This is a genomic window from Pedobacter sp. (assembly GCF_965227205.1).
In the GTDB taxonomy this organism is placed as follows: Bacteria; Bacteroidota; Bacteroidia; order Sphingobacteriales; family Sphingobacteriaceae; genus Pedobacter.
This window is the reverse complement of the sequence record NZ_OZ245727.1, coordinates 3,966,951-3,988,076: the sequence shown is the minus strand read 5'-3', so window position 1 is coordinate 3,988,076 and position 21,126 is coordinate 3,966,951. Positions and strand designations below refer to the sequence as shown.

The 21,126-nt window shown below is 35.7% G+C and carries 18 protein-coding genes; 11 read left to right on the top strand and 7 right to left on the bottom strand.

Features of this window, described 5'->3' with window-relative positions; genetic code table 11:
* The first annotated feature begins 63 nt into the window (after positions 1 to 63).
* The 8 genes from gltX to ACO05K_RS17170 all read left to right on the top strand — a co-directional run bounded on the left by gltX (position 64) and on the right by ACO05K_RS17170 (position 9,597).
* Positions 64 to 1,572, top strand: a complete 1,509-nt coding sequence (gene gltX, locus ACO05K_RS17205) for a glutamate--tRNA ligase (RefSeq protein ID WP_421945649.1) — start codon at positions 64 to 66, stop codon at positions 1,570 to 1,572.
* Positions 1,573 to 1,712: 140 nt separating this feature from the next.
* Entirely contained in the window at positions 1,713 to 2,552 is an 840-nt protein-coding gene (locus ACO05K_RS17200; protein ID WP_421945648.1) for a neutral zinc metallopeptidase, read from the top strand.
* Between the two features lie 143 nt (positions 2,553 to 2,695).
* Positions 2,696 to 3,859 carry a hybrid sensor histidine kinase/response regulator gene (locus ACO05K_RS17195; RefSeq protein ID WP_421945647.1) on the top strand — a complete coding sequence of 388 codons (1,164 nt, stop codon included), beginning with the start codon at positions 2,696 to 2,698 and terminating at the stop codon, positions 3,857 to 3,859.
* Positions 3,843 to 7,430 (top strand): response regulator, encoded by a 3,588-nt coding sequence (locus ACO05K_RS17190; RefSeq protein ID WP_421945646.1) that lies wholly within the window; start codon positions 3,843 to 3,845, stop codon positions 7,428 to 7,430. Before ACO05K_RS17195 ends, ACO05K_RS17190 begins: the two co-directional genes overlap by 17 nt.
* A 13-nt stretch (positions 7,431 to 7,443) precedes the next feature.
* Complete coding sequence (locus tag ACO05K_RS17185) at positions 7,444 to 7,818, top strand: response regulator (RefSeq protein WP_421945645.1); 375 nt, start codon at positions 7,444 to 7,446, stop codon at positions 7,816 to 7,818.
* Positions 7,815 to 8,633, top strand: a complete 819-nt coding sequence (locus tag ACO05K_RS17180) for a CheR family methyltransferase (RefSeq protein WP_421945644.1) — start codon at positions 7,815 to 7,817, stop codon at positions 8,631 to 8,633. Before ACO05K_RS17185 ends, ACO05K_RS17180 begins: the two co-directional genes overlap by 4 nt.
* Positions 8,618 to 9,211, top strand: coding sequence for a chemotaxis protein CheB (locus ACO05K_RS17175; protein WP_421945643.1), 594 nt, complete (start codon positions 8,618 to 8,620; stop codon positions 9,209 to 9,211). The genes ACO05K_RS17180 and ACO05K_RS17175 overlap by 16 nt, the downstream gene beginning before the upstream one ends.
* 20 nt (positions 9,212 to 9,231) lie before the next feature.
* On the top strand, positions 9,232 to 9,597 hold the full coding sequence (locus ACO05K_RS17170) for a response regulator (protein ID WP_421945642.1): 366 nt from the start codon (positions 9,232 to 9,234) through the stop codon (positions 9,595 to 9,597).
* 2 nt (positions 9,598 to 9,599) lie between these two features.
* Here ACO05K_RS17170 and ACO05K_RS17165 read toward each other — a convergent pair whose 3' ends face one another.
* The 6 genes from ACO05K_RS17165 to efp (ACO05K_RS17140) form a co-directional block, all read right to left on the bottom strand.
* A complete protein-coding gene (locus ACO05K_RS17165) occupies positions 9,600 to 10,553 on the bottom strand; it encodes a DUF3137 domain-containing protein (RefSeq protein WP_421945641.1) in 954 nt (317 codons plus the stop codon).
* On the bottom strand, positions 10,553 to 11,110 hold the full coding sequence (locus tag ACO05K_RS17160) for a LemA family protein (RefSeq protein WP_421945640.1): 558 nt from the start codon (positions 11,108 to 11,110) through the stop codon (positions 10,553 to 10,555). The genes ACO05K_RS17165 and ACO05K_RS17160 overlap by 1 nt, the downstream gene beginning before the upstream one ends.
* Before the next feature lie 48 nt (positions 11,111 to 11,158).
* Complete coding sequence (locus ACO05K_RS17155; protein WP_421945639.1) at positions 11,159 to 12,976, bottom strand: hypothetical protein; 1,818 nt, start codon at positions 12,974 to 12,976, stop codon at positions 11,159 to 11,161.
* A 67-nt stretch (positions 12,977 to 13,043) separates the two neighbouring features.
* Positions 13,044 to 14,831, bottom strand: a complete 1,788-nt coding sequence (locus tag ACO05K_RS17150) for a hypothetical protein (RefSeq protein ID WP_421945638.1) — start codon at positions 14,829 to 14,831, stop codon at positions 13,044 to 13,046.
* A gap of 152 nt (positions 14,832 to 14,983) precedes the next feature.
* Entirely contained in the window at positions 14,984 to 15,544 is a 561-nt protein-coding gene (gene efp, locus ACO05K_RS17145; RefSeq protein WP_421945637.1) for an elongation factor P, read from the bottom strand.
* A 117-nt stretch (positions 15,545 to 15,661) separates the two neighbouring features.
* Positions 15,662 to 16,222 carry an elongation factor P gene (gene efp, locus ACO05K_RS17140; RefSeq protein ID WP_421945636.1) on the bottom strand — a complete coding sequence of 187 codons (561 nt, stop codon included), beginning with the start codon at positions 16,220 to 16,222 and terminating at the stop codon, positions 15,662 to 15,664.
* Between the two features lie 684 nt (positions 16,223 to 16,906).
* On the opposite strand from efp (ACO05K_RS17140), the gene ACO05K_RS17135 reads away from it, so the two are divergent.
* Genes ACO05K_RS17135 through ACO05K_RS17125 form a run of 3 tightly spaced genes read left to right on the top strand, consistent with a single transcriptional unit; the run spans position 16,907 to position 18,110 of the window.
* Positions 16,907 to 17,539, top strand: a complete 633-nt coding sequence (locus ACO05K_RS17135; RefSeq protein ID WP_010599334.1) for a peroxiredoxin — start codon at positions 16,907 to 16,909, stop codon at positions 17,537 to 17,539.
* Between the two features lie 14 nt (positions 17,540 to 17,553).
* Complete coding sequence (locus tag ACO05K_RS17130; RefSeq protein ID WP_421945635.1) at positions 17,554 to 17,862, top strand: thioredoxin family protein; 309 nt, start codon at positions 17,554 to 17,556, stop codon at positions 17,860 to 17,862.
* Positions 17,862 to 18,110 carry a DUF6952 family protein gene (locus ACO05K_RS17125; protein ID WP_421945634.1) on the top strand — a complete coding sequence of 83 codons (249 nt, stop codon included), beginning with the start codon at positions 17,862 to 17,864 and terminating at the stop codon, positions 18,108 to 18,110. The genes ACO05K_RS17130 and ACO05K_RS17125 overlap by 1 nt, the downstream gene beginning before the upstream one ends.
* 378 nt (positions 18,111 to 18,488) lie before the next feature.
* On the opposite strand, the gene ACO05K_RS17120 is transcribed toward ACO05K_RS17125, so the two are convergent.
* Positions 18,489 to 21,074 (bottom strand): phosphoenolpyruvate carboxylase, encoded by a 2,586-nt coding sequence (locus ACO05K_RS17120; protein WP_421945633.1) that lies wholly within the window; start codon positions 21,072 to 21,074, stop codon positions 18,489 to 18,491.
* Positions 21,075 to 21,126: the final 52 nt, after the last annotated feature.

Here is a 21,126-nt window from a genome sequence, read left to right as displayed (position 1 = left end):
AAAGCTTAGCGCAAGGATTACCCTCCTATTCTTTGCTATTAACACCCTGCTATTTGCTTAATCATGGAGAAAAAAGTTAGAGTAAGATTTGCGCCAAGCCCAACTGGAGGCTTGCATTTAGGCGGCGTTCGTACAGCCTTATTTAATTATCTGTTTGCTAAAAAACACAACGGAACTTTTGTTTTACGTGTAGAAGATACCGACCAAACTCGTTTTGTAGAAGGTGCAGAAGAGTACATCGCAAACTGTTTAGATTGGTGTGGCATTACCCCAGATGAAAGCCCTAGCAAACCAGGCAATTATGGCCCTTATCGTCAAAGCGAACGCAAACCAAGTTACCGTAAATTTGCAGAGCAATTAATTAGTGATGGTTACGCTTATTATGCCTTTGATACTCCGGAAGATTTGGATGCAAAACGTAAAGAAATTGCTAACTTCCAATACGGGCAGGCTACGAGAATGCAGATGCGTAACTCTTTAACACTTACAATAAGCGAAGTTGAAGAATTACTTGCTGCAAAAATACCTCATGTAATCCGTATAAAAGTTCCAGAAAACGAAAACGTACATTTTAACGATTTAATTCGTGGTGATGTAAGTTTCGATACATCAATTGTTGATGATAAAGTTTTGCTTAAAGCGGATGGAATGCCAACTTATCATTTAGCTGTTGTAGTAGATGATAAAGCAATGGAAATCAGTCACGCTTTTCGTGGTGAAGAATGGTTGCCATCTGCACCAGTTCATATCTTGCTTTGGAAATACTTGGGTTGGGAAACCGACATGCCGAAATGGGCGCATTTACCACTAATTTTAAAACCAGATGGACACGGAAAATTAAGTAAACGCGATGGAGACCGACTTGGTTTCCCGGTTTATGCAATGAACTGGACCGACCCAAAAACCGGAGATGTTACCAAAGGATTTAAAGAACTTGGTTTTTTACCAGAGGCTTTTATAAACATGCTTGCGCTTTTAGGCTGGAATGATGGTACTGATCAAGAGCTTTTCCCGCTTGCAGAACTTGAGCAAAAATTTGATGTTGAAAGAATAAGTAAAGCCGGTGCAAAATTCGATTTCGAAAAAGCAAAATGGTATAACCATGAGTGGATTAAGCAATTTCCGGTTGCCAGTTTACAGTTGCCTGTTAAAACGGAATTGCAAAAAGCAGGTATTGAAGTTAAGGATGATTCCTTTTTAAGCACTGTAATCGATTTGATAAAAGACAGGTGCACACTATTACCTGATTTTGTTACTCAAAGTCGTTACTTTTTTGCAACGCCTGCTGAATATGATGTTGCATCTGTTAAACCAAAATGGACGCCAGAGAAAGCTGCCTTTTTCAATAGTTTTGCCCAAAGTTTAGAACTAAATGATGCGATTTCTGCAGAAGCAGCTTTTAAAGCATTGGCAGAAGAAAAAGGATTTAAGCCCGGCGAATTAATGTTACCATTTAGAATCATGTTAGTTGGTGGTAAGTTTGGTCCAGGAGTTTTTGATATTGCGGTTTTGCTTGGTTTAGCGGAAACTAAAGCGAGAATTTCAAAAGCCATTGATGAATTTAATAGCTAATTAGAACTTAAATATTTGGGAGCCCGGAAATAAAAATCTGGGCTTTTTATTTTTAAGATTCCCGAAAGGAATAATTCAACACAAAATATTTACTTTAGTATTCATTTTAGAGTTAATTTTAATCATAAAATATATAATACATGCAGTGGTTTGGTAAAGGTAGCAACAACGTTGAAGACGGACGAGGTGGCGGAGGCGGAAGAACCGTTTTAGGAGGTGGTGTAGGTATCATCATCGTGGTTTTAGGTTTAATATTTGGCAAAGATTTAACAGGCTTAGTTAGCCAGTTGCCACAAACAGAAAACACGCAAGCAAAACAAGGCGTTCCGGCAAATGATGCTCAGGCTCAATTTATTTCTGGTGTTTTAGAATCAACTGAGCAGGTTTGGGATAAAGAATTTCAAAACATGGGCAAAACTTACAAACAGCCAAAGTTGATGTTGTTTGAAGGACAGGTTCAAACTGCTTGTGGCGGGGCAAGTTCTGCAGTTGGCCCATTTTATTGCCCCGGAGATCATAAAGTTTACATCGATTTATCATTTTATGATGAATTGAAAAACCGTTTTGGTGCTGCTGGCGATTTTGCCCAGGCTTATGTGATAGCGCATGAAGTTGGTCACCATGTTCAAAATCTTTTAGGTATTTCTGATAAATTACAGCAAGCTCGTGGAAGATTGAGCGAAACCGAATACAACAAACTATCAGTTAAGTTAGAGCTACAAGCTGATTTTTTTGCTGGTTTGTGGGCACATCAAGCACAAAATCTTAAAGATTTTAGGTTAGATGCAGGCGATATCGAAGAAGCTTTAACTGCAGCTAACGCAATTGGTGATGATAAATTACAAAAACAAGCTACAGGAGAAGTTACGCCAGATTCTTTTACTCACGGAACTTCCCAACAACGTATGTTCTGGTTTAAAAAAGGTTTTGAAACCGGAGATATAAGTCAAGGCGATACATTTAACAGCCGGGAATTATAAACGATTGCGGTCATCTGTAAAAACATCCCAAATAAAAATTATTTTTAAAACTTTTTTAAAACAGGATTGTTTGTTTACAGTTAATGGCAATTTTATGCATAAACCAAGCAAAATATTCAGGCTTGCCTAATGAATTTTAAAAGATGATCCTTATTGTTGATGACAGGCCTGAAAACCTAATTTCTTTACAAAAAGTGCTTCAAGCTCACAATTTTGAGGTTGAAACCGCCTCTTCGGGAGAGGAAGCACTAAAAAAAGTTTTAAAGAATAATTATGTACTGATTATTCTTGATGTTCAAATGCCAGACATGGATGGCTTTGAAGTTGCTGAAGCCATTTCGGGTTTTAGCAAAGCAAAAGATACTGCAATCATATTTCTTTCGGCTGTTAATACAGAGTTGAAGTTTATCACCAAAGGTTATTTAAGTGGTGGCTTAGATTATATAACCAAACCGGTTGATATTAATGTTCTATTGCTTAAAATAAAAACCTTTTACCGCATTTACGAACAGAACAGAAAGCTATCGGAAATTCAGGAAAAACTGCTTGAAGAAATTGAATTCCGTAAGCAAGCTGAACATAAGAAAGATGAATTTATCAGCATTGCGAGCCACGAATTAAAAACTCCATTAACCAGCGTTAAAGGTTATATCCAATTACTGCAGCGAAGCTTAAACCGCGACGATAAAACAATGGCTCAAAACCATTTGGAAAAAGCAAGCATTCAACTGGAAAAACTAAATGAACTCATTGTTGATTTGTTGGATATCTCAAAAATTGAAAGCGGCAAACTAAAGTTTAACATGCAATCATTTTGTGCAGATAATATGCTAAACAATGCAATTGAGATGTTGCAGCAATCTAATCCCGACTTTAAAATACACAAAATTGGCCAAACCAGCGAAATGGTTTTTGCTGATGAAATGAGGATAGAACAGGTTGTAATTAACTTCATTACAAATGCAATTAAATATTCTCCTGGCACAAATCAAATTAATGTAACCATCAACATTATCGATGAGAAGCTTTACCTCGCTGTTAAAGATTTTGGCATCGGCATCCCTAAAGAACAACAAAGCAAAATTTTCGATAAATTTTATCGCGTAGAAGAAAACAGCAATCGTTTTAATGGTTTAGGCATAGGTCTTTACATCTGTTCAGAAATAATTAAACGCCATGGCGGAACTATAGGTGTAAAAAGCGAGAGAGATGAAGGATCTGAATTTTACTTCATCATACCAATAAAACAACACGAAGACACAACAAATAATCCCGAAGACATCAACAATAATGAAAACAACTCTTAAAAATAATTTACGTTTAGGTCTTGGGCTTTCGTTAATTATTCTTTTCATAAGTTCTCTTGCTTCTTATGTTAGTATTAGTAACCTTATTAAAAGCACAGAACTGGTCAAACACAGCGATGAAGTAATTTTGGATGCTGAAAGAATTATTTCCTCACTTAAAGATGCGGAAACTGGCCAACGAGGATTTTTATTAACAGGAAATAAAGTATTCTTACAGCCTTATTATGGCGCAAGTGATACCGCAGCAGCAATTCTAAACCGTATAGAGCTAGCCACAAAAGATAACCTGATACAACAAAAAAATGTTGCTGTGCTAAGGGAAATCCTGCGTAAGCGTATGGGCATCATTAAATCTACGGTAGAAATTAAAAGTGTAGGCGGGCAAATCGATCCAACTGTTTTATTCCAGGGCAAAGTTTACATGGACAGCGCAAGAGTGACCGTTTCGAAAATGGTAAAAGAAGAAAAGCGTTTACTTGACTCCAGAACGGCTGAGCTAAATAAACTTACATCCTATACACCTATTCTAATTCTTATTGCTGCAATACTTGCCATTTTAATTACGCTATTCTTTTACAGAAAAGTTTCTGTTGATTTTGATGAACGCGTTAAGCTTCAGCAAGAGATAGAAAGCAAGAAATATGAAATGGAAAAACGCATTATTGCCATTAAAGAAATTGCGCATCAAATTTCTGAAGGTAAATACGGCGTTAAGATGGAAGGCCAGACAAAAGATGATATCGGAGAATTAGCCGAATCGCTTAATACAATGTCGTTTTCATTAAAGAAATCTTTTGATACGCTTGCCGAAAATGAGTGGCTTCAAACTGGTGTTGCTAACCTAAATGTAAAAATGGTTGGGGAAAAGGATGTTTTCCACTTGGCCGACGATATTATTGACTTTTTGGCCGGCTATACAAACAGCCAAATTGGTGCAATTTATTTGTTTAAAGATGATGGCTATTTGCACTTAAAAGGCCAATACTCGTTAAGGAAAGACCAATTGCCAGCAATGCTTGAAATTGGCCAGGGACTTGTAGGCCAAGCCGTAAAATCTGGAAAACCGATTTTATTAGATGAGGTTCCGGATAATGACTTAACCATCATTTTCTCATCAGGGAAAATTACACCTAGCCAATTGTTAATATTACCGATTATTCGAAATGGAATTACTATTGGCGGCTTAGAATTAGGTTCTATTACACCTTTTGGTGAGATACAAAAGCATTTCCTAAATTTAGTATTATCTGATGTTGGTTCTGCCCTGCTTGCGGCTCAGAACCGGATGAAATTGCAACAGCTTTTAGAAGAAACGCAAGCTCAATCTGAAGAATTACAAGTTCAACACGAAGAACTTGAAGGTATGAATGCCGAACTTGAAGCGCAGGCACAAAAACTACAGGCATCTGAAGAAGAATTACGTGTTCAACAGGAAGAACTGCTGCAAAGCAATCAGGAATTGGAAGAAAGAAGCAGCTTGCTCGAAGAGAAAAACGAACTGATTGAAGAGCGCAATGTAGAAATTCACCAAAAAGCAGAAGCACTAGAATTAAGTACTAGATATAAATCTGAATTCCTTGCAAACATGTCGCACGAGTTGCGCACACCTTTAAATTCAATTTTGCTATTATCAAGATTAATGGCAGAAAACGAAGCGATGGATAGAGAACATCAGGAATATGCAGAGGTTATTCAAAGCTCTGGACAAGGTTTGCTTAGTTTGATTGATGAAATACTGGATCTTTCTAAAATTGAGGCCGGTAAAATGGAACTTGACAGAAGCAATGTTAGTGTTGATAGCATTATTACCAACTTAACTTCGCTTTTCAATCCGGTAGCTAAAGAAAAAAGTTTAACCCTTATTATTGATAAAACGAATACAGTTCCAGAGTTTTTCCATACCGATAAAATGAGGTTGGAACAAATCTTGAAAAATCTGCTATCAAACGCTATAAAATTCACAGCGAAAGGTTCGGTTAGATTAAACATTGGAAAGAACGAAAAATTAAACGCGTTAACTTTTAAAGTTACTGATACTGGTGTAGGCATTTCGCCAGATAAACAAGCAATGGTATTCGAGGCTTTTCAACAAGCCGATGGCTCTACCAGACGTAAATTTGGTGGAACCGGATTAGGTTTATCAATAAGCCGCGAACTGGCTAAACTTCTTGGCGGTCATATAGAACTAAAAAGCGCCGAAGGCGAAGGAAGTATATTTACCCTGACCTTGCCAATTGATAAAAACAAAGGTTTGGACATTACTCAGGGTATTATTGAAAAACCTGTAGTTACTACGCATGAAATTCAAGCTCCAAAGATTAGTAATCTTACCGTTGCAAACATCCCACAAGAGGTTGATGATGATAGAGATAACATTCAGCCTGATGATAAGGTAATTTTAATTGTTGAAGATGATACCCCGTTTGCCAAAACGCTTTTAGATTTCACCAGAAAAAGAAATTATAAGGGTTTGGTAGCGGTACGTGGAGATGTTGGTATTGAACTTGCAAAAGCATACAAACCGATTGCAATTTTATTAGACATTCAGCTGCCAATAAAAGATGGATGGCAGGTTATGGAAGAACTTAAATCTGATCCGCAAACACGTCCGATTCCTGTTCACATTATGTCTTCTTTGCAAGTTAAAAAAGAGAGTTTACTGAAAGGTGCTGTTGACTTTATAAACAAACCTTTTGCATTTGAGCACATGCAGGATATTTTCCAAAAACTGGAACATGCTTTAAGTCGCCACCCTAAAAAGGTTTTAATTGTAGAAGAAAATGAGCAGCACGCCAAAGCGTTGAGTTATTTCCTTAGCAATTTTAACATCCAAACAGAAATTGTAAACCAGGTAAGCGAAGGCGTTTCTGCTTTACACAAACCCGATGTAAACTGTGTTATTTTAGATATGGGCATTCCTGATAAAAATGCTTACGAAACTTTAGAAGTTGTTAAGAAAACACCTGGTTTAGAAAATTTACCGATTATAATTTTCACCGGGAAAAATTTATCCAAAGGAGAAGAAAACAGAATTAAGCAATATGCTGATTCGATAGTTGTGAAGACTGCGCATTCTTATCAACGGATATTAGATGAAGCTGGTTTATTCTTGCATTTAGTTGAAGAAAAAAGCAAGGATAAAGTTAAGAAATCATCGAAATTTACTGAACTACAGGATGTTTTAAAAGGCAAAACGGTTTTAGTTGCCGATGATGATGTGCGGAACATCTTTTCGCTTACTAAAATGTTAGAGCAGCACAATATGCAGGTAATTGCTGCAACTGATGGAAAAGAAGCGCTCAAATTATTAGATGAAAACCCATCTGTTGATGTGGTGCTTATGGACATGATGATGCCGGAATTAGATGGATATGAAACCACTACAGCAATCAGGCAGAATCTAAAATATCGCAATTTGCCTGTTTTAGCCGTTACTGCTAAAGCGATGATGGGCGATAGGGAAAAATGCATCGCCGCAGGAGCATCAGATTACATCAGCAAACCTGTAGATATGGATCAGCTGGTTAGCTTGTTACGTGTTTGGTTATACGAAAATCATCATAAATCTTAATACTATTTACATTATGCCTCAAAAATTAATACTTATAATTGATGATGATAATCGAAACATTTTTGCACTGAAAGCTGTTCTAAAATCGAAAGGTTTTGGCTGTTTATCTGCTCCAAGCGCACAGGAAGGCTTTTCAATTATAGAGAATAGCGGAAAGGTTTCTGTTGTATTGATGGATATGATGATGCCAGATATGGACGGATACCAGGCAATGGCAGCCATGAAAAAATCAGAGAAAATGAGAAATATTCCGGTTTTGGCTGTTACAGCACAAGCAATGGTAGGCGATAAAGAACGTTGCCTTCGTGCAGGTGCATCAGGCTATGTGTCTAAACCAATTGATGTTGATGAGTTAATGTTGCAAATAGAAGAGGTTACAAATAGGTGATTGGTGATACAATAGATAATGAACAAGTAGAATTGTTGCTTAATGATGTTCTGGAAGTTTATGGTTACGACTTTCTGGAATACTCACATGCATCGATAAAGAGAAGAATTTCCAGACTTTACGCCCTTGATAATTTTGTAAGCTTTGCTGAGTTTAGGTACACAGTTAAAAGCGATAAGAAATACTTTAAACGCTTTTTAGAAGAAATTACGGTTAACGTTACAGAAATGTTTCGCGATCCATCATTTTACAAAGCGCTCAGAAATGATGTTTTACCAGCTTTGGGCACTTATCCTTTTATTCGCATTTGGGTGGCTGGTTGCTCTACTGGCGAGGAAGCATTTTCGCTTGCAATCTTACTTAAAGAGTTAAATTTGCTCAACAAAAGCTTAATTTATGCAACTGATATTAATCCATCGGTTTTAGAGAAAGCCAAAAAGGGCATGTTTCCAATAAATTACTTAAAAGGTTACTCTGAAAACTATCTTCAATCTGGCGGAACAAAAGATTTTTCATCTTATTACACAGCGAATTATTCATTGGCAAAGTTTGATGAAACTTTAAGTTCTAAAATGATTTTTTCTACGCACAACCTTGTTTCCGATCGTTCTTTTAACGAATTTCAGTTAATATTATGCCGAAATGTTTTAATTTATTTTGATAAAGATTTACAGCATAAAGTGTTTCAACTATTTGATAGTAGTTTAGAAAAATTAGGTTATTTAGCATTGGGAAGCAAAGAGAGCTTAGATTTTTGGCCAAAAGCGAAAGGATATAAAAGAATCAGAACTGAAAAAATATGGCGCAAACTGTAAATCAAATTACTTGCAGTGCTTTAGTTATCGGTGGCTCTGCCGGTAGTTTAGATGTTTTGCTTGAGATTTTTCCCCTGCTTGATGCTAACCTCGATTTCCCAATCATTTTGGTTACGCACAGAAAATCGGGAAGCGATTCTTTGTTAAGCGATTTGTTGCAAAGCAGAACAGCATTAAAAGTTCACGAAATTGATGAAAAGCAGGAAATTTTGCCTGGCAATGTTTACATTGCGCCCGCCGATTATCATTTGCTTATCGAACAAAATCATACTTTTTCTTTAGATTATTCTGAAAAAATAAATTATTCACGACCGTCGATAGATGTTACGTTTCAGTCTGCAGCTGAGGTGTTTAAGCAAGAATTGGTTTGTATTTTACTTTCTGGTTCAAATGCAGATGGGGTTGCCGGATTAAAAATTGTAAACAATTTCGGTGGTTTGGTGGTTATACAGAATCCTAAAACAGCAATTATGCCTTATATGCCGCAACAAGCATATAATGAAGTTAAACCAATTATAGTTTTAGATAGCTTTGAAATGTCATCCTTTATAAATTCCTTAAATAAAAAAGAAAATTAAACCACAATTTAAAAATAATTATGGGCGTAAGTAAAAAAGTATTTGTATTCGATGATAACAGAGATATTTTAGATCTATGCACCTTCATTTTAGAGGATGCTGGTTATGAAATTAAAACCTCTGAAAGTGCGGATGAAATTGAGCGACAAGTTTCTGAGTATATGCCCGATATAATTTTTATGGATAACTGGTTGCCAGAGTTAGGTGGCGTTGAAGCAACTAAAGCCATTAAAAGCCATCCGGAACTAAAGCATATTCCTGTTATATATTTCTCTGCAAATAACGATATTTCTTCACTTGCAAAACAAGCTGGTGCGGATAGTTATTTATCTAAACCTTTTGATATTGCTTCATTAGAGGCAATTGTAAAGAAACATTTAAGCTAAGGTTAGCTCTTTCCCCAAATTCTTGTATTTAAATCAAGTTCCTGTACTATTTCGTACATAAATTTAATTGCATCAATATCCTGATTGAGCAATTCAGGGTTGAGCAAAGTTTTAAATACAGGTGCTTCAAAATAATTTCTATCCAAAGGGAAAGCAATATTCATTCTGTTATTAATAAAGGATAACGAAATGGTATTTTTCGAATTACTATTCAATTTTAAAATCCGTTCCATCATTGCCGGTGTTAAAATGTAACGGGCTTCTACCTGGTCAGTAGAGTTTGTTATAAAGTTTTGATTAAAAAAGCTATTTTCAAGCTCTACTAAGGTATTATTGCCGAAAGAGAATAAATTTTTTGAAAACCAAGCACCCATTTTGCCAAATAAATCTTTAGGCCTAACTACAGTAACAGCCTTAAAGTTTTTATTAAAATCAGCTACGAAAATTATTCCTCTAAATATGTCGTGCCACTCTGTTCGAGTACCGTTTTTTGTTTGTACTTCTGTTTTATATTCAGCATGTATTTCGGCAAAGTAGAAACTTGTTTTATCAACTTTGCCGCTAATTAAATCTTCGGTGTGGTAACGATCTGGTTCTTGCGTAAAAAGCTGTGTGATTTCGAACTCGCTTGATGAAATACCCAACCCAGGCTGAATTGTCAAGCTATCGTTTATATGCTTAAGCGCACCGCCAATTACATCAATTTTAAAGGCCTGTTTATATGCAGCAAGTTCATCAGAAATTTTATACAGCAATACGCCTGCATAAATACCAGGAACTAGACCGATGAGTATAGAAAAGCCTCCTAAACCAAAATAAAAACCAGCAAAGATTAATATTGCCGCTAATGCGATAAATAAATAACCTTTTTTTTGGGTTGAAGCAATTTTCTGGCGGTTAACCTCTAAAGCAGCAAGTACATTTTGTAGTGCTGCATTATTTGCAACATCTACCATTAACTATTAAAAAGTTCTTTTGCGCTGATGTTTTTGCGTTCCTCTTCAGCAGTTGCTAGCACAGGAGTTGGATGGAAATTCAACATACCGGCAAACATATTGCCCGGAAACATCATAATTGCATTATTGTAATCGGTTACCGCAGAGTTGTAAGTTCTTCTTGCCGCAGCAATTTGCTCTTCACTTTCGGTCCAAGTGGTTTGTAAATTAATAAAGTTTTGGTTGGCTTTTAAATCCGGATAATTTTCTACATTAACCATTAAGCCTTTAACGCTAGAGCTTAATTGCGCATCTATCTGTGCTTTTTCTGCATCGCTAACATTTGGCGAAGTCGCTTTGCTACGCAATTCTACAATTTTTGTTAAAGTAGATTGCTCGTAGTTGGTATACTGTTTTACTGTTTCTACAAGATTCGGAATTAAATCAAATCGCTTTTTAAGCATTACATCAATCGCTGAAAAAGCATTAATAACTTGATTTTTTTTACCAATTAGTGAGTTATAAAAGAATATTCCGAAGAAGATAATTACGGCAATAATAATGAGGGCAATAATCATAGGTTTTTAGTTTTACGTTTGTGATATAAATATATGAAAAGGATTTATTTATAACTGATCCTTTTTAAGCTGTCTTTCTCTTTGTTTGCGGCGTTCTAATCTCTTTTTTTTACGTAAGTCATGACTCGCTTTCATCGCCTTAAAATTATCGATATGAGCCTTCATTACCCTTTGTTTTTCTTCGGTTATGCCAACACTGTGTTTTATACCAATAAAAAGGCTTTTCCAAATGAGGTTGAAGAAAGATGTATTTTGTGGGCGATGATAATCAACAGTTGCAGAAATAAATTTTCCATCCGGCCCAGGATTTTCAGAGTTAATAATTAATGCATTTGCCAAAATCGAAAGCAAACCTCTCGTAACCAGGTGATCCTTTTCCGGATCATTTTTCATCAAAGCAACCGATAAATCAAAATATGAAAAATCTACATTTCCTTTCGATCCAAAATCATCGGCCTTAAAATTAAACCGAAGTCGGTTAACATTGCCACGATTAATTCTAACCAAGCCTAAAGGTTTTGTAATTTGATTTAATACTCTTGCATTAAAATTCTGCAAAATTCCAGAGTAAGAAAAATCACCCACTCGAGAAACTAAATCGAATTTAAAATTCAAATCTAACTTTCCCTGACCAAGTAAATATGTACTTAAATCTGCCTGCATCACTGGCTTTTTCGCTTTTACGTTTTCAATGTTTGTAACATTCGAGATTTCTCCAGCTGTATGCTCAAAAGAAATTCGGCCTCTTTGCTGGCTCTCCTCATTATAAACCGCATAGCTGATGTCAATATCCTTCAATTTAATTTTATCTATTAAAACTGGCGCTGGAATATTTTGCAAAAGCTGATGCGGATATTTCCCAATTCTGCTTTCCTTCTCACGATTAGGCAAGCTATTATCATTAAAAACGGTAATGTAACCGTTTGCAATATCCATCTCTTTAGCTCTTAATTCTTGTTTGCTGATGTAGAGTGGCAGATTTATACCATTCAATGCAATATCATTCATCAGAATATTAAACCTATCCTTTGAATAACCTGCAACTTTACCAAATTTCATTTCATCATACTTCGGCTCGAGCGCAAATTTATTTACACTTAATTTTCCTGTTGATGCTGTAAAATCTAATTGGTTCAGCTTGATGTTATACATACTATCCGGCGTGGCATAATCGTAGTTTTTCAGATTTAGCAATACATCTTTAAGTAAGTAAATCCTTGTTGAGTCTTCGAAAGAGGTAGAATCGACCAGTAAATCAACTAAAGTAATATTGAAATCATCAATAGAAAAAATATCAAACTTATTTACATTTTTATTTACATAATTAAAGCTGGCATCTCTAAAAAGGATTTTTTTTATGCTGAATTCTTTTAAGCTTTTGGAGATAAATGTATACGGCGACTTTATAGGCTTTGGTGCTCTATTTTCATTAAAATCCAATTGTCTGTTAACCATATAAACTTCAGGGTTATCAAACAAAATTTCGTCAATCTGAAGTTTTTTTTCCCGATAAAGCGTAATAGGATGAAAATGTTTAACAGCAAGTTTTTTTAGAGAAACCGTGTAAAGATTATTTGGCGCACGTTTTAAAGCAACCAATTGATTGTAACGAGTGGTATCGGCAGTAATTTTTACGTCTTGCAAAGTTGCGCTACCGGTAAAAATATTTGTGCTTACTTTAGTAAATGTTATTGTGTAAAGGCTATCGGTAGAATTGTATAATAACGTTTTAATTTGCTGCGTAAGCAGCGGACGAGATTTAACATTCAGAAACCAGGCAATGCCTGCAAGTACAGCAAAAAGAATGAGTAAACTTACTCCAACCCATTTAAAAATTGTAAAACGTCGTTTTTTTGTTGCAGGCATTTAAAAATTAGTGGGATAGTTTGTCGTAGCAATATACATTTAAAACATATTGCTTAAAAGCATCAGCCTAATTTTTTTGATTTTTTGCTTTACGAGCCTCACGGCGATCTGCTCTTTTTTGTTCTCTCACTTTTTTAGCAACTACCTTTTGCTGCTTAACCGGATCTTTTTCTGGTACAATACCAACGCCCACAATATCTTTTATACCAACGAAAATGGTTTTCCACATCAGGTTAAAAAAGGAAGCCGAGTTTATTCTGGTATTCGTCATTGTAGCGGTTCTTGGCGCCTCACCTTTTTTTGGATTTTCATCCTTTACCAAAATTGTATTCGCTAAAAAGGATAATAAGCCCTTTTTCTTGATTCCTTCTCCATCAATATTATCAGATAATAATTTCACTTTCAGATTACTGTAAAGCATACTCATAGAGCCTGATGCTGAACGTAAGTTTCCGTTTGCCTTGAAACTAACCTGCTGTACGTTGCCACTTTCAATTTCTATTAAGCCAAGATTTTTCGATAATGAATTTAAATTTCTAAAATCGAATTTGCCCAAACTTCCGCTGTAAGTAAATGCACCATTGTTATCAGCTAGGTTAAAATCAATCTTAACGTTTAATTTTCCGCTACCCATTAAGAGGGAGTTAAAATCTGCAACTGCATGATGGTTTTTCGTCAACCTTAAACTATCATTGGTTACATTTAAAATATTTCCGCTAAGCGATTTAAAATCAACAGCACCAATTTTTTTACTTGCCGGATTGTATTCTGAATATTTTAAATCGACATCTCTTAAACTTACCGTATCTATAATTATCGGGATATTTAGCCTTTTTAAAGCCATGTGCGGAAAGTTTTTTCCTTTATCAAATCCTGGAGGCGGCGGCGATTCGCGACTCATGAAAACTTCAACAATTCCGGGTCCGATTTTTAAAGATTTGGCATATATTTTTTGCTCCGTGTTTAATCCGATAAAATCTACACCGTTAAATTCAATTTTATTAAAAGATAAATTATAGCGGTCTTTCTGAACTTTGTATTTTCGGGCAAAAGCCAATTCTGGGTAAAGCGGTATAAGCTTTAAACCCTTAACAGTTATTTTTTTCGTTGCGGCAGAACCGGAAATTGTATCAACTTTCATCGAGTACATTTTATCTTTTGTTATCGATTTATAACCCGCCAGTTTGAATGAAATATCTTTTGTATAGTAAAATCTTGTGGTATCGTTTCCAGAGAGAGAGTCTAAAAGGAAATCTTTCACATTGATATCTAAATGCTTAATAGAGTTTTTGGTTTTCTTTGGTCCGCTTTTATTGACGTAGTCGAAATCTGCATCAACAATTTTTACAGAATGAATCTGAATAGATTTAAGCGATTTTGAAATTTGTTCATATAACGTTTTTTCAACCTTTGCCGTATCGGTTTTTTTAGGCACTTTATTAAAAATCATATTGATGGATGGTTTATCCAGCAATATTTCGTTAACATCAATTCGTTTCTTAAAATAAGCCGTTAATAAACTAACTCGTGTTATTTGTAATTTCTTAAGCTTTAATTCAAAAGTGTGTGCGGGTGCGAGTTTTAATGCTTTTAAACTATCAAAAACAGATGTATCGGGCGTAAGCGTAACATCACGAAGTGCCAAACTGCCTGTTATTACATTTAAATTGATACTCTTAAAATCAATATTGTATAAATGATGAGAACCATTATAAACACCTTCCTTAATTTTTTCAGTAAGAATTGGTTTCCAACGAGCGCTGATAAACATAGCTGCGAAAGCTAAAATCAAAATTAATCCACCCAGAATACTGGCTATCCAAATCCCAATTTTATTTCTGCGTTGTGCTGTCATTTGTAATGGTTTATCGATAAGTAACAGATTTACGGCAGAAAGGTTTTTTTACGGATTCTGTAACAAATGTTTTAAACTTCATTTAAAGGCTAGAAAAACAAAAAGCCCTTGAAAATTAATTCAAGGGCCTTAAGTATGATATTATTTATAGTTTACTTTACACGCTCAACGTATTCGCCTGTACGTGTATCAATTTTAATTTTATCGCCTTGGTTAACAAACATTGGCACTTTAACTTCTACCCCATTTTCTAAAGTAGCAGCTTTTAATGCATTTGTAGAAGTATCACCTTTTACTGCTGGCTCTGAATAAGTAATTTCAAACTCGGCAAAATTAGGTAACTGACCCATAATAGCTTCATCACTTTCCATAGAAACGATAACGCTCATGCCTTCTTTTAAAAATTTAATAGCCGAACCGAATAAAGATTTCTCTACGTTATATTGTTCGTAAGTATTGTTATCCATTACAACTAAGTAATCACCATCTTCGTACAGATATTGATAATCACTTGTTTCTACGCGGCAAATTTCTACAGCCTCGTCGGTATTCATACGGGCTTCAACAATTCTACCCGATTTAATGTTACGGAATTTACCTGTGTAAAAAGCTCCGCCTTTACCTGGTGTACGGTGATTCCACTCATCAACAGTAACCAATTCGTTGTTTACACGCAGAATGTTACCTGTTTTAATTTCTGATGCTTTTGCCATATTATGTTATCCGATTTGGATTTATATTTTAATTTTTGTGTCGCCAAAGGTAAAATTATTTTGGCAAAAACCTATAAAGGTTTAGAGGTTTAAGGTTTGTGGAATAAGGTATTATTCTTACTTCACCCTTTCCATATAATCACCGGTTTTGGTATCAACCTTAACCTTATCTCCTTGATTAATAAATAACGGAACCCTGATTTCTGCACCGGTTTCTACGGTTGCGTACTTTTGGGCACTTGTAGATGTATCGCCTTTTACAGCAGGCTCGGTGTAAGTAACCTCAAGCTCTACGCTATTTGGCAATTGGGCAACAATAGGTTCTTCGCTTTCGAAAGCAACGGTAACATTCATTCCTTCTTTTAAAAACTTAATAGAGCTACCGAAAAGTAATTTTGGGATGTTATATTGCTCGAAGGTGTTATTATCCATCACAACTAAATAATCGCCATCTTCATACAAATATTGGTAATCGTTGGTTTCTACTCTACAAATGGTTACTTCTTCATCTGTACGAAAACGATATTCTACAATTTTTCCGGTTTTTACGTTACGCATACGAGCCTGATAAAATGCTCTTAAATTCCCGGGTGTGCGGTGAATGTATTCTTCTACGCTTACCAACTCTCCGTTAAAGCGCAATACATTTCCGCTTTTTACTTCTGATGCTTTTGCCATTACTTAAATCTGTTCTGTTAATCGAACATCAAAGTTAAAAAAAGGATTGCTGATTTGAAATTAAACCATAATTAATCGATTTGGTAGAAAGATTATTGTTCGTAGTTCTTCCAAATAAAAAACCACCCTTCCTCAATGTCAATAACATAAGAAAACCCATTGTCAGTCTGAGCCTGTCGAAGACTCATTACATAGTCGAAAAACAAAAATATTTGTCCTTCGACAAGCTCAGGATGACAATATTTTTGTTTTCTCTTTAAGTTAATGACATTGAGGGCACAGAGTGGTAAATTTTGGCCGCTTGCTTTTAAAATTAACCCAAGAACTACAAGCTTCTGTTAAATAAACCCGACAGAAGTGGAAATACTTTTAATATAGCCGCAACCGTGAATTTACTGTTAATGCTGAGGCACGAAGCATCTGAAACCTATAAAACAGATGCTTCGTGCCTCAGCATAAAAGAGGTTTATTAAAAGATTATAACGAATGGCGGGGCCGAAAACCGCCAAAAGCATCATCCATTCCTTTCCAAATAATTAAATAGCTGAAAATTATACATTTTAATATGATTATAGTTTTTGACTATATCGTTATCAATAAATACAATGAACAATTAGTAATTCCGGGTTGATTGAGACTTCTTTTCGCCGTACCTTTGTGGCACAAAATTAAAGACGAAAAATTATGGCAATAGTAGGTAAAAAATTCCCGAGTGTTAGTATTGATGCAATGTCAGACATGGGCGATGACTTGAAAATCAACGTATTTGAAGAAGCGGTTAGTAAAAACAAAAAAGTTATTTTATTCTGGTATCCAAAAGATTTTACTTTCGTTTGCCCTACAGAATTACACGCTTTCCAGGCGGCATTACCTGAGTTTGAGCAAAGAAATACAATTGTAATTGGTGCATCTTGCGATACTAATGAAGTTCACTTCGCTTGGTTAAATACTCCAAAAGATAACGGTGGTATTGAAGGTGTTACTTACCCGATTTTAGCTGATACACACAGACAATTATCTGGTATTTTAGATATTTTGGACCAAGAAGTTAACTACGACGAAGAAGGAAACGAATCTTTCTCTGGTTCTAATGTTTCTTTCAGAGCTACTTATTTAATTGATGAAACTGGTAAAGTTTTCCACGAAAGTGTAAACGATATGCCTGTTGGTAGAAACGTTAAAGAATATTTACGTTTAATTGATGCTTATGCTCACGTTCAAAAACATGGCGAAGTTTGTCCTGCAAACTGGGAAGAAGGAAAAGAAGCAATGAACGCAAACAGAACTGGCGTTGCTGAATATTTAGCGGCTAACTAATTAAATAAAACGTTATGTTTTTAGAATTAACAGAAGATAATCTTCAACAGTATTTAGCCGATAACTCGAAAGTTATGGTTCAGTACGCCGCATCTTGGTGTGGTAACTGCAGAATCATGAAACCGAAGTTTAAAAAACTGGCTGCTGAAAATGAAGATGTAGCTTTCTTAATTGTTGATGCCGAGAAACTTCCAAACTCACGCAAATTTGCAAACGTTGATAATTTACCAACTTTTGCAGCTTTTGAAGGTGGTAATTTGGTAGACCAAGTGCAAACCAACAAAGCGGAAGGTTTAATTGACCTTTTTAACAAGATAAAATAATGAAGATTCCGGTTATTAGACAATTATTTCAAAACACCACTCCACAACAATTGGAGACAACTTTAGAGGTTTTAGAAACTTTCTGCGAATTCAGAGGCGTTAGCGAACACGAAGTTGATGTTGCTGGCGAAATGATTACCAATATTTGTGGTGCACTTGAGGTGCATCAAATGGTAAGCGAAGGCACTGCTGAAAAAGATGCTCTTAACGCTTTTGGCCAAAAAGTAATGGGTTCGATTGATAGATAATTTTCTTTAATCAGGCTCTTTAAAATACAACCCCTTTGCAGAATTGCAAAGGGGTTTTTGTTTTTTTCTCTTCGCCATGCTGTCCCGAATATTCGGGATCTGCATCTATAATGCTTTGTCAACTTACATCATTAAGACCCTGAAATAAATTCAGGGTGACGACCGTATTAGACATGATTCATAAGAAAATTTTAGGCATCACGTCATTGCGAGGCACGAAGCAATCTTACAACGGTAGCTGCTAAACCCATCGCATTAAGATTGCTTCGTGCCTCGCAATGACGACCGTTTCAAAAAAAAGGTCTGTGGATGACACAGACCTTAGTAACTTAAATAGGTTTTCAACTTAGATGTTCCTAAGTCTTCTTAGATGGCAAACTACGCCAAATTCCTACCAGCGTTTACGATACCAAATACCGTTCTTACCGCCAATTTCTCTAAAGCCGTTTGGTCTTTTTCGTTTTGGTCGTGCTGTAGTTTTTCTAAAGCGAAATGCTGAATTAAAACCAATGGCAAAATAATTTTTTCGCGGGTGGCGATAGATTTTTTATCAACTGGATAATTTGCCATTAAAACTTCTTGTCCTGACAGTTTTAAAAGCATCTCCTTCGTTAATTCAAACTCGTTGTGTAGTTGAGTCCAGAAAGCACCAAATTCCTTATCATTAGCTAAATGAGCTGTAATTACAAAGTCTGATTTGCTCATGCTCATCATACAGTTATCAACAATGGTTTTTAAATAATCAGAATCTTCGTAAACCTTAACTACTTTATCCCAGTTGCCGGCTTTCTCCTGGTTCTTCATTGCGGTTCCCATGCCGTAAAAACCAGGAACATTTTGTTTCAACATACTCCAAGCTGTTACAAAACTAATTGCTCGTAAATCTTCCAGTTTCATTTCGCCGCCACCATTTCTTTTTACCGGACGACTGCTGATATTGGCCTGAGAAAGTAATTTCAAAGGAGAAAGTTTTTCAAGATAACTTACGAAAAGTGGGTGCTCACGTAAATCGACAAATGCTTTATAACCATCTTCTGCCATTGCATCAAGCAAGGTTTTATTCTCCGGGTCTAAAAGTACATTGTGTTTTTCCTTTAAACCTGATGAAATACCAGCATTAATTAATTGTTCGATGTTAAACTCAGCGCTTTCAACCGAACCGTATTGAGAACTAATCGTCTGACCCTGAACAGTTAACTGGATATTTTTATTTGCAATTTCCTTACCCATTGAGGCATAAAAACGATGCGTTTTGCCTCCACCGCGAGAAGGCGGACCGCCGCGACCATCGAAAAACGCCAATTGGATATTGTGCTTTTTTGCCACTTCAGAAAGTGAAGTTTTTCCGTTAAAAATAGACCAGTTTGCCATTAAATAACCGCCATCTTTTGTACTGTCAGAATAACCAAGCATAATATCTTGTTTATTACCACGACTTGCCAAATGCGCTTTATAAAACGGATTGCTGTAAAGTGTATCCATAATTGCTCCAGCACCTTTTAAATCGTTTACGGTTTCAAACAGCGGAACAAAATCAATGGTTAAGGCATCTTTACTCCAGCCATTCCAAAGGAAAAGTTCTATAAGCTGCAAAATATCACTCGCTTGCTGACAATTACTAATAATGAACCTATGGCAAGCTTTCTCGCCGTTGCGTTTTTGAATGCCTTTAATTTCTTTAATCGTTTGGATGGTATCTTCAATCAAAGCATCAGCTTCTGTAACATAAACTGGTGTTGCCTCTTTAAACGAAATCAAGTTCAGTTTTTCAGCTTCAGATAGTTTATCGTAATCTTCAGGATATAAAGAAGAAATTGGTTTATTCTGGCGGCAATAAGCGTGTACATTTCTCAAAACACGGCTATCCTGACGAATATCTAACGAGGCAAAATAGTTTCCGTATAAATCAATTTTACGGATCAAATCATTCACTAAATCAACAAACAGACCATCGTGCTCTTTTAACAAAGTGTCTTTAATCTGATTAAGATTTTCTCTTAATTCATCAGATATATCATGGAGTTCGCAGGTTTGATCGAATGCATTTTTGTAAAGCACGTCATGAAGCTTTGCAATGTTTTCTTCCACCCCTCTAAAAGTAATACGGCGCTTAATTACCCTAAAATCACGATAGTAACAACGGAAAAGGATTTGGCGCAACATTTTAGAAACCTCTAAAGTTGTATCTGCGTGGATGTTTGGATTTCCATCCCTATCGCCACCCGGCCAAAAACCCAATTCTAAAATCTTCTTGGTTTCTAAATTATATTCATCAAGATTCTGATCAATTTCTTCCTGAATATTTGCCGCAGCGAAATAGAATGTATTTTCCAAAAACCAGGCTAAGTTTAATGCTTCATCAACAGGCGTTGGCGACTTCTTGTTAAAAAACGGTGTTTTACCCAATTGCTGCAAAAGAGAATTCATCGATATAATATCGTTATCTCTAATTGCCTTTGTTAAATCGGTAATAATTGCTAAAACGCTACCCGGATAAAACTGAGTTGGATGTGCTGTTAAAACCAAACGTAATGAAAGCTCATCTATAAGTTTCTCAATTTTAGCCAACGTTGGTTTGTTATCAGCGTTCTTTTTTAAGATAAAAGCAAGCGTACTTTGCTCGTCTGTAGTGTTTAATTTTGTAAAAGAAGCATCTTCAACGGCATCAAAAAGTACAACCTGACGCTCTATGTATTGGATAAAACGGAACAGCAAATCGATAATATCTTTGCGTTCAGTATAGCTGGTAAACTTGGCAAAAAACTCTTCAATAATTTGAGCTGGTTTTTGTCCGTTTGCAATGCCATCTTCGCAACTTTTGAAAAATAAAGGCAACAATGTACCTGTATCTTTAATTTTGTAAAATGGAAGAGTTAAAAACAGACTGTTAAAGAGTTCAAATTTTGAGATAACCTCATTATTGAAAATGGATTCACGCTGTGTTGTTAAACGGAGTTTAGGCATAACTTAAGCAATAGTTTTGTATATGGTAATACTACAAAAAATGCGTAAGGTA

Excerpts from the sequence above, each read along its gene's own strand:
- gltX (WP_421945649.1), top strand. The coding sequence starts at position 64 with ATGGAGAAAAAAGTTAGAGTAAGATTTGCGCCAAGCCCAACTGGAGGC.
- ACO05K_RS17200 (WP_421945648.1), top strand. The coding sequence starts at position 1,713 with ATGCAGTGGTTTGGTAAAGGTAGCAACAACGTTGAAGACGGACGAGGT.
- ACO05K_RS17195 (WP_421945647.1), top strand. The coding sequence starts at position 2,696 with ATGATCCTTATTGTTGATGACAGGCCTGAAAACCTAATTTCTTTACAA.
- ACO05K_RS17190 (WP_421945646.1), top strand. The coding sequence starts at position 3,843 with ATGAAAACAACTCTTAAAAATAATTTACGTTTAGGTCTTGGGCTTTCG.
- ACO05K_RS17185 (WP_421945645.1), top strand. The coding sequence starts at position 7,444 with ATGCCTCAAAAATTAATACTTATAATTGATGATGATAATCGAAACATT.
- ACO05K_RS17175 (WP_421945643.1), top strand. The coding sequence starts at position 8,618 with ATGGCGCAAACTGTAAATCAAATTACTTGCAGTGCTTTAGTTATCGGT.
- ACO05K_RS17170 (WP_421945642.1), top strand. The coding sequence starts at position 9,232 with ATGGGCGTAAGTAAAAAAGTATTTGTATTCGATGATAACAGAGATATT.
- ACO05K_RS17165 (WP_421945641.1), bottom strand. The coding sequence starts at position 10,553 with ATGGTAGATGTTGCAAATAATGCAGCACTACAAAATGTACTTGCTGCT.
- ACO05K_RS17160 (WP_421945640.1), bottom strand. The coding sequence starts at position 11,110 with ATGATTATTGCCCTCATTATTATTGCCGTAATTATCTTCTTCGGAATA.
- ACO05K_RS17155 (WP_421945639.1), bottom strand. The coding sequence starts at position 12,976 with ATGCCTGCAACAAAAAAACGACGTTTTACAATTTTTAAATGGGTTGGA.
- ACO05K_RS17150 (WP_421945638.1), bottom strand. The coding sequence starts at position 14,831 with ATGACAGCACAACGCAGAAATAAAATTGGGATTTGGATAGCCAGTATT.
- efp (WP_421945637.1), bottom strand. The coding sequence starts at position 15,544 with ATGGCAAAAGCATCAGAAATTAAAACAGGTAACATTCTGCGTGTAAAC.
- efp (WP_421945636.1), bottom strand. The coding sequence starts at position 16,222 with ATGGCAAAAGCATCAGAAGTAAAAAGCGGAAATGTATTGCGCTTTAAC.
- ACO05K_RS17135 (WP_010599334.1), top strand. The coding sequence starts at position 16,907 with ATGGCAATAGTAGGTAAAAAATTCCCGAGTGTTAGTATTGATGCAATG.
- ACO05K_RS17130 (WP_421945635.1), top strand. The coding sequence starts at position 17,554 with ATGTTTTTAGAATTAACAGAAGATAATCTTCAACAGTATTTAGCCGAT.
- ACO05K_RS17125 (WP_421945634.1), top strand. The coding sequence starts at position 17,862 with ATGAAGATTCCGGTTATTAGACAATTATTTCAAAACACCACTCCACAA.
- ACO05K_RS17120 (WP_421945633.1), bottom strand. The coding sequence starts at position 21,074 with ATGCCTAAACTCCGTTTAACAACACAGCGTGAATCCATTTTCAATAAT.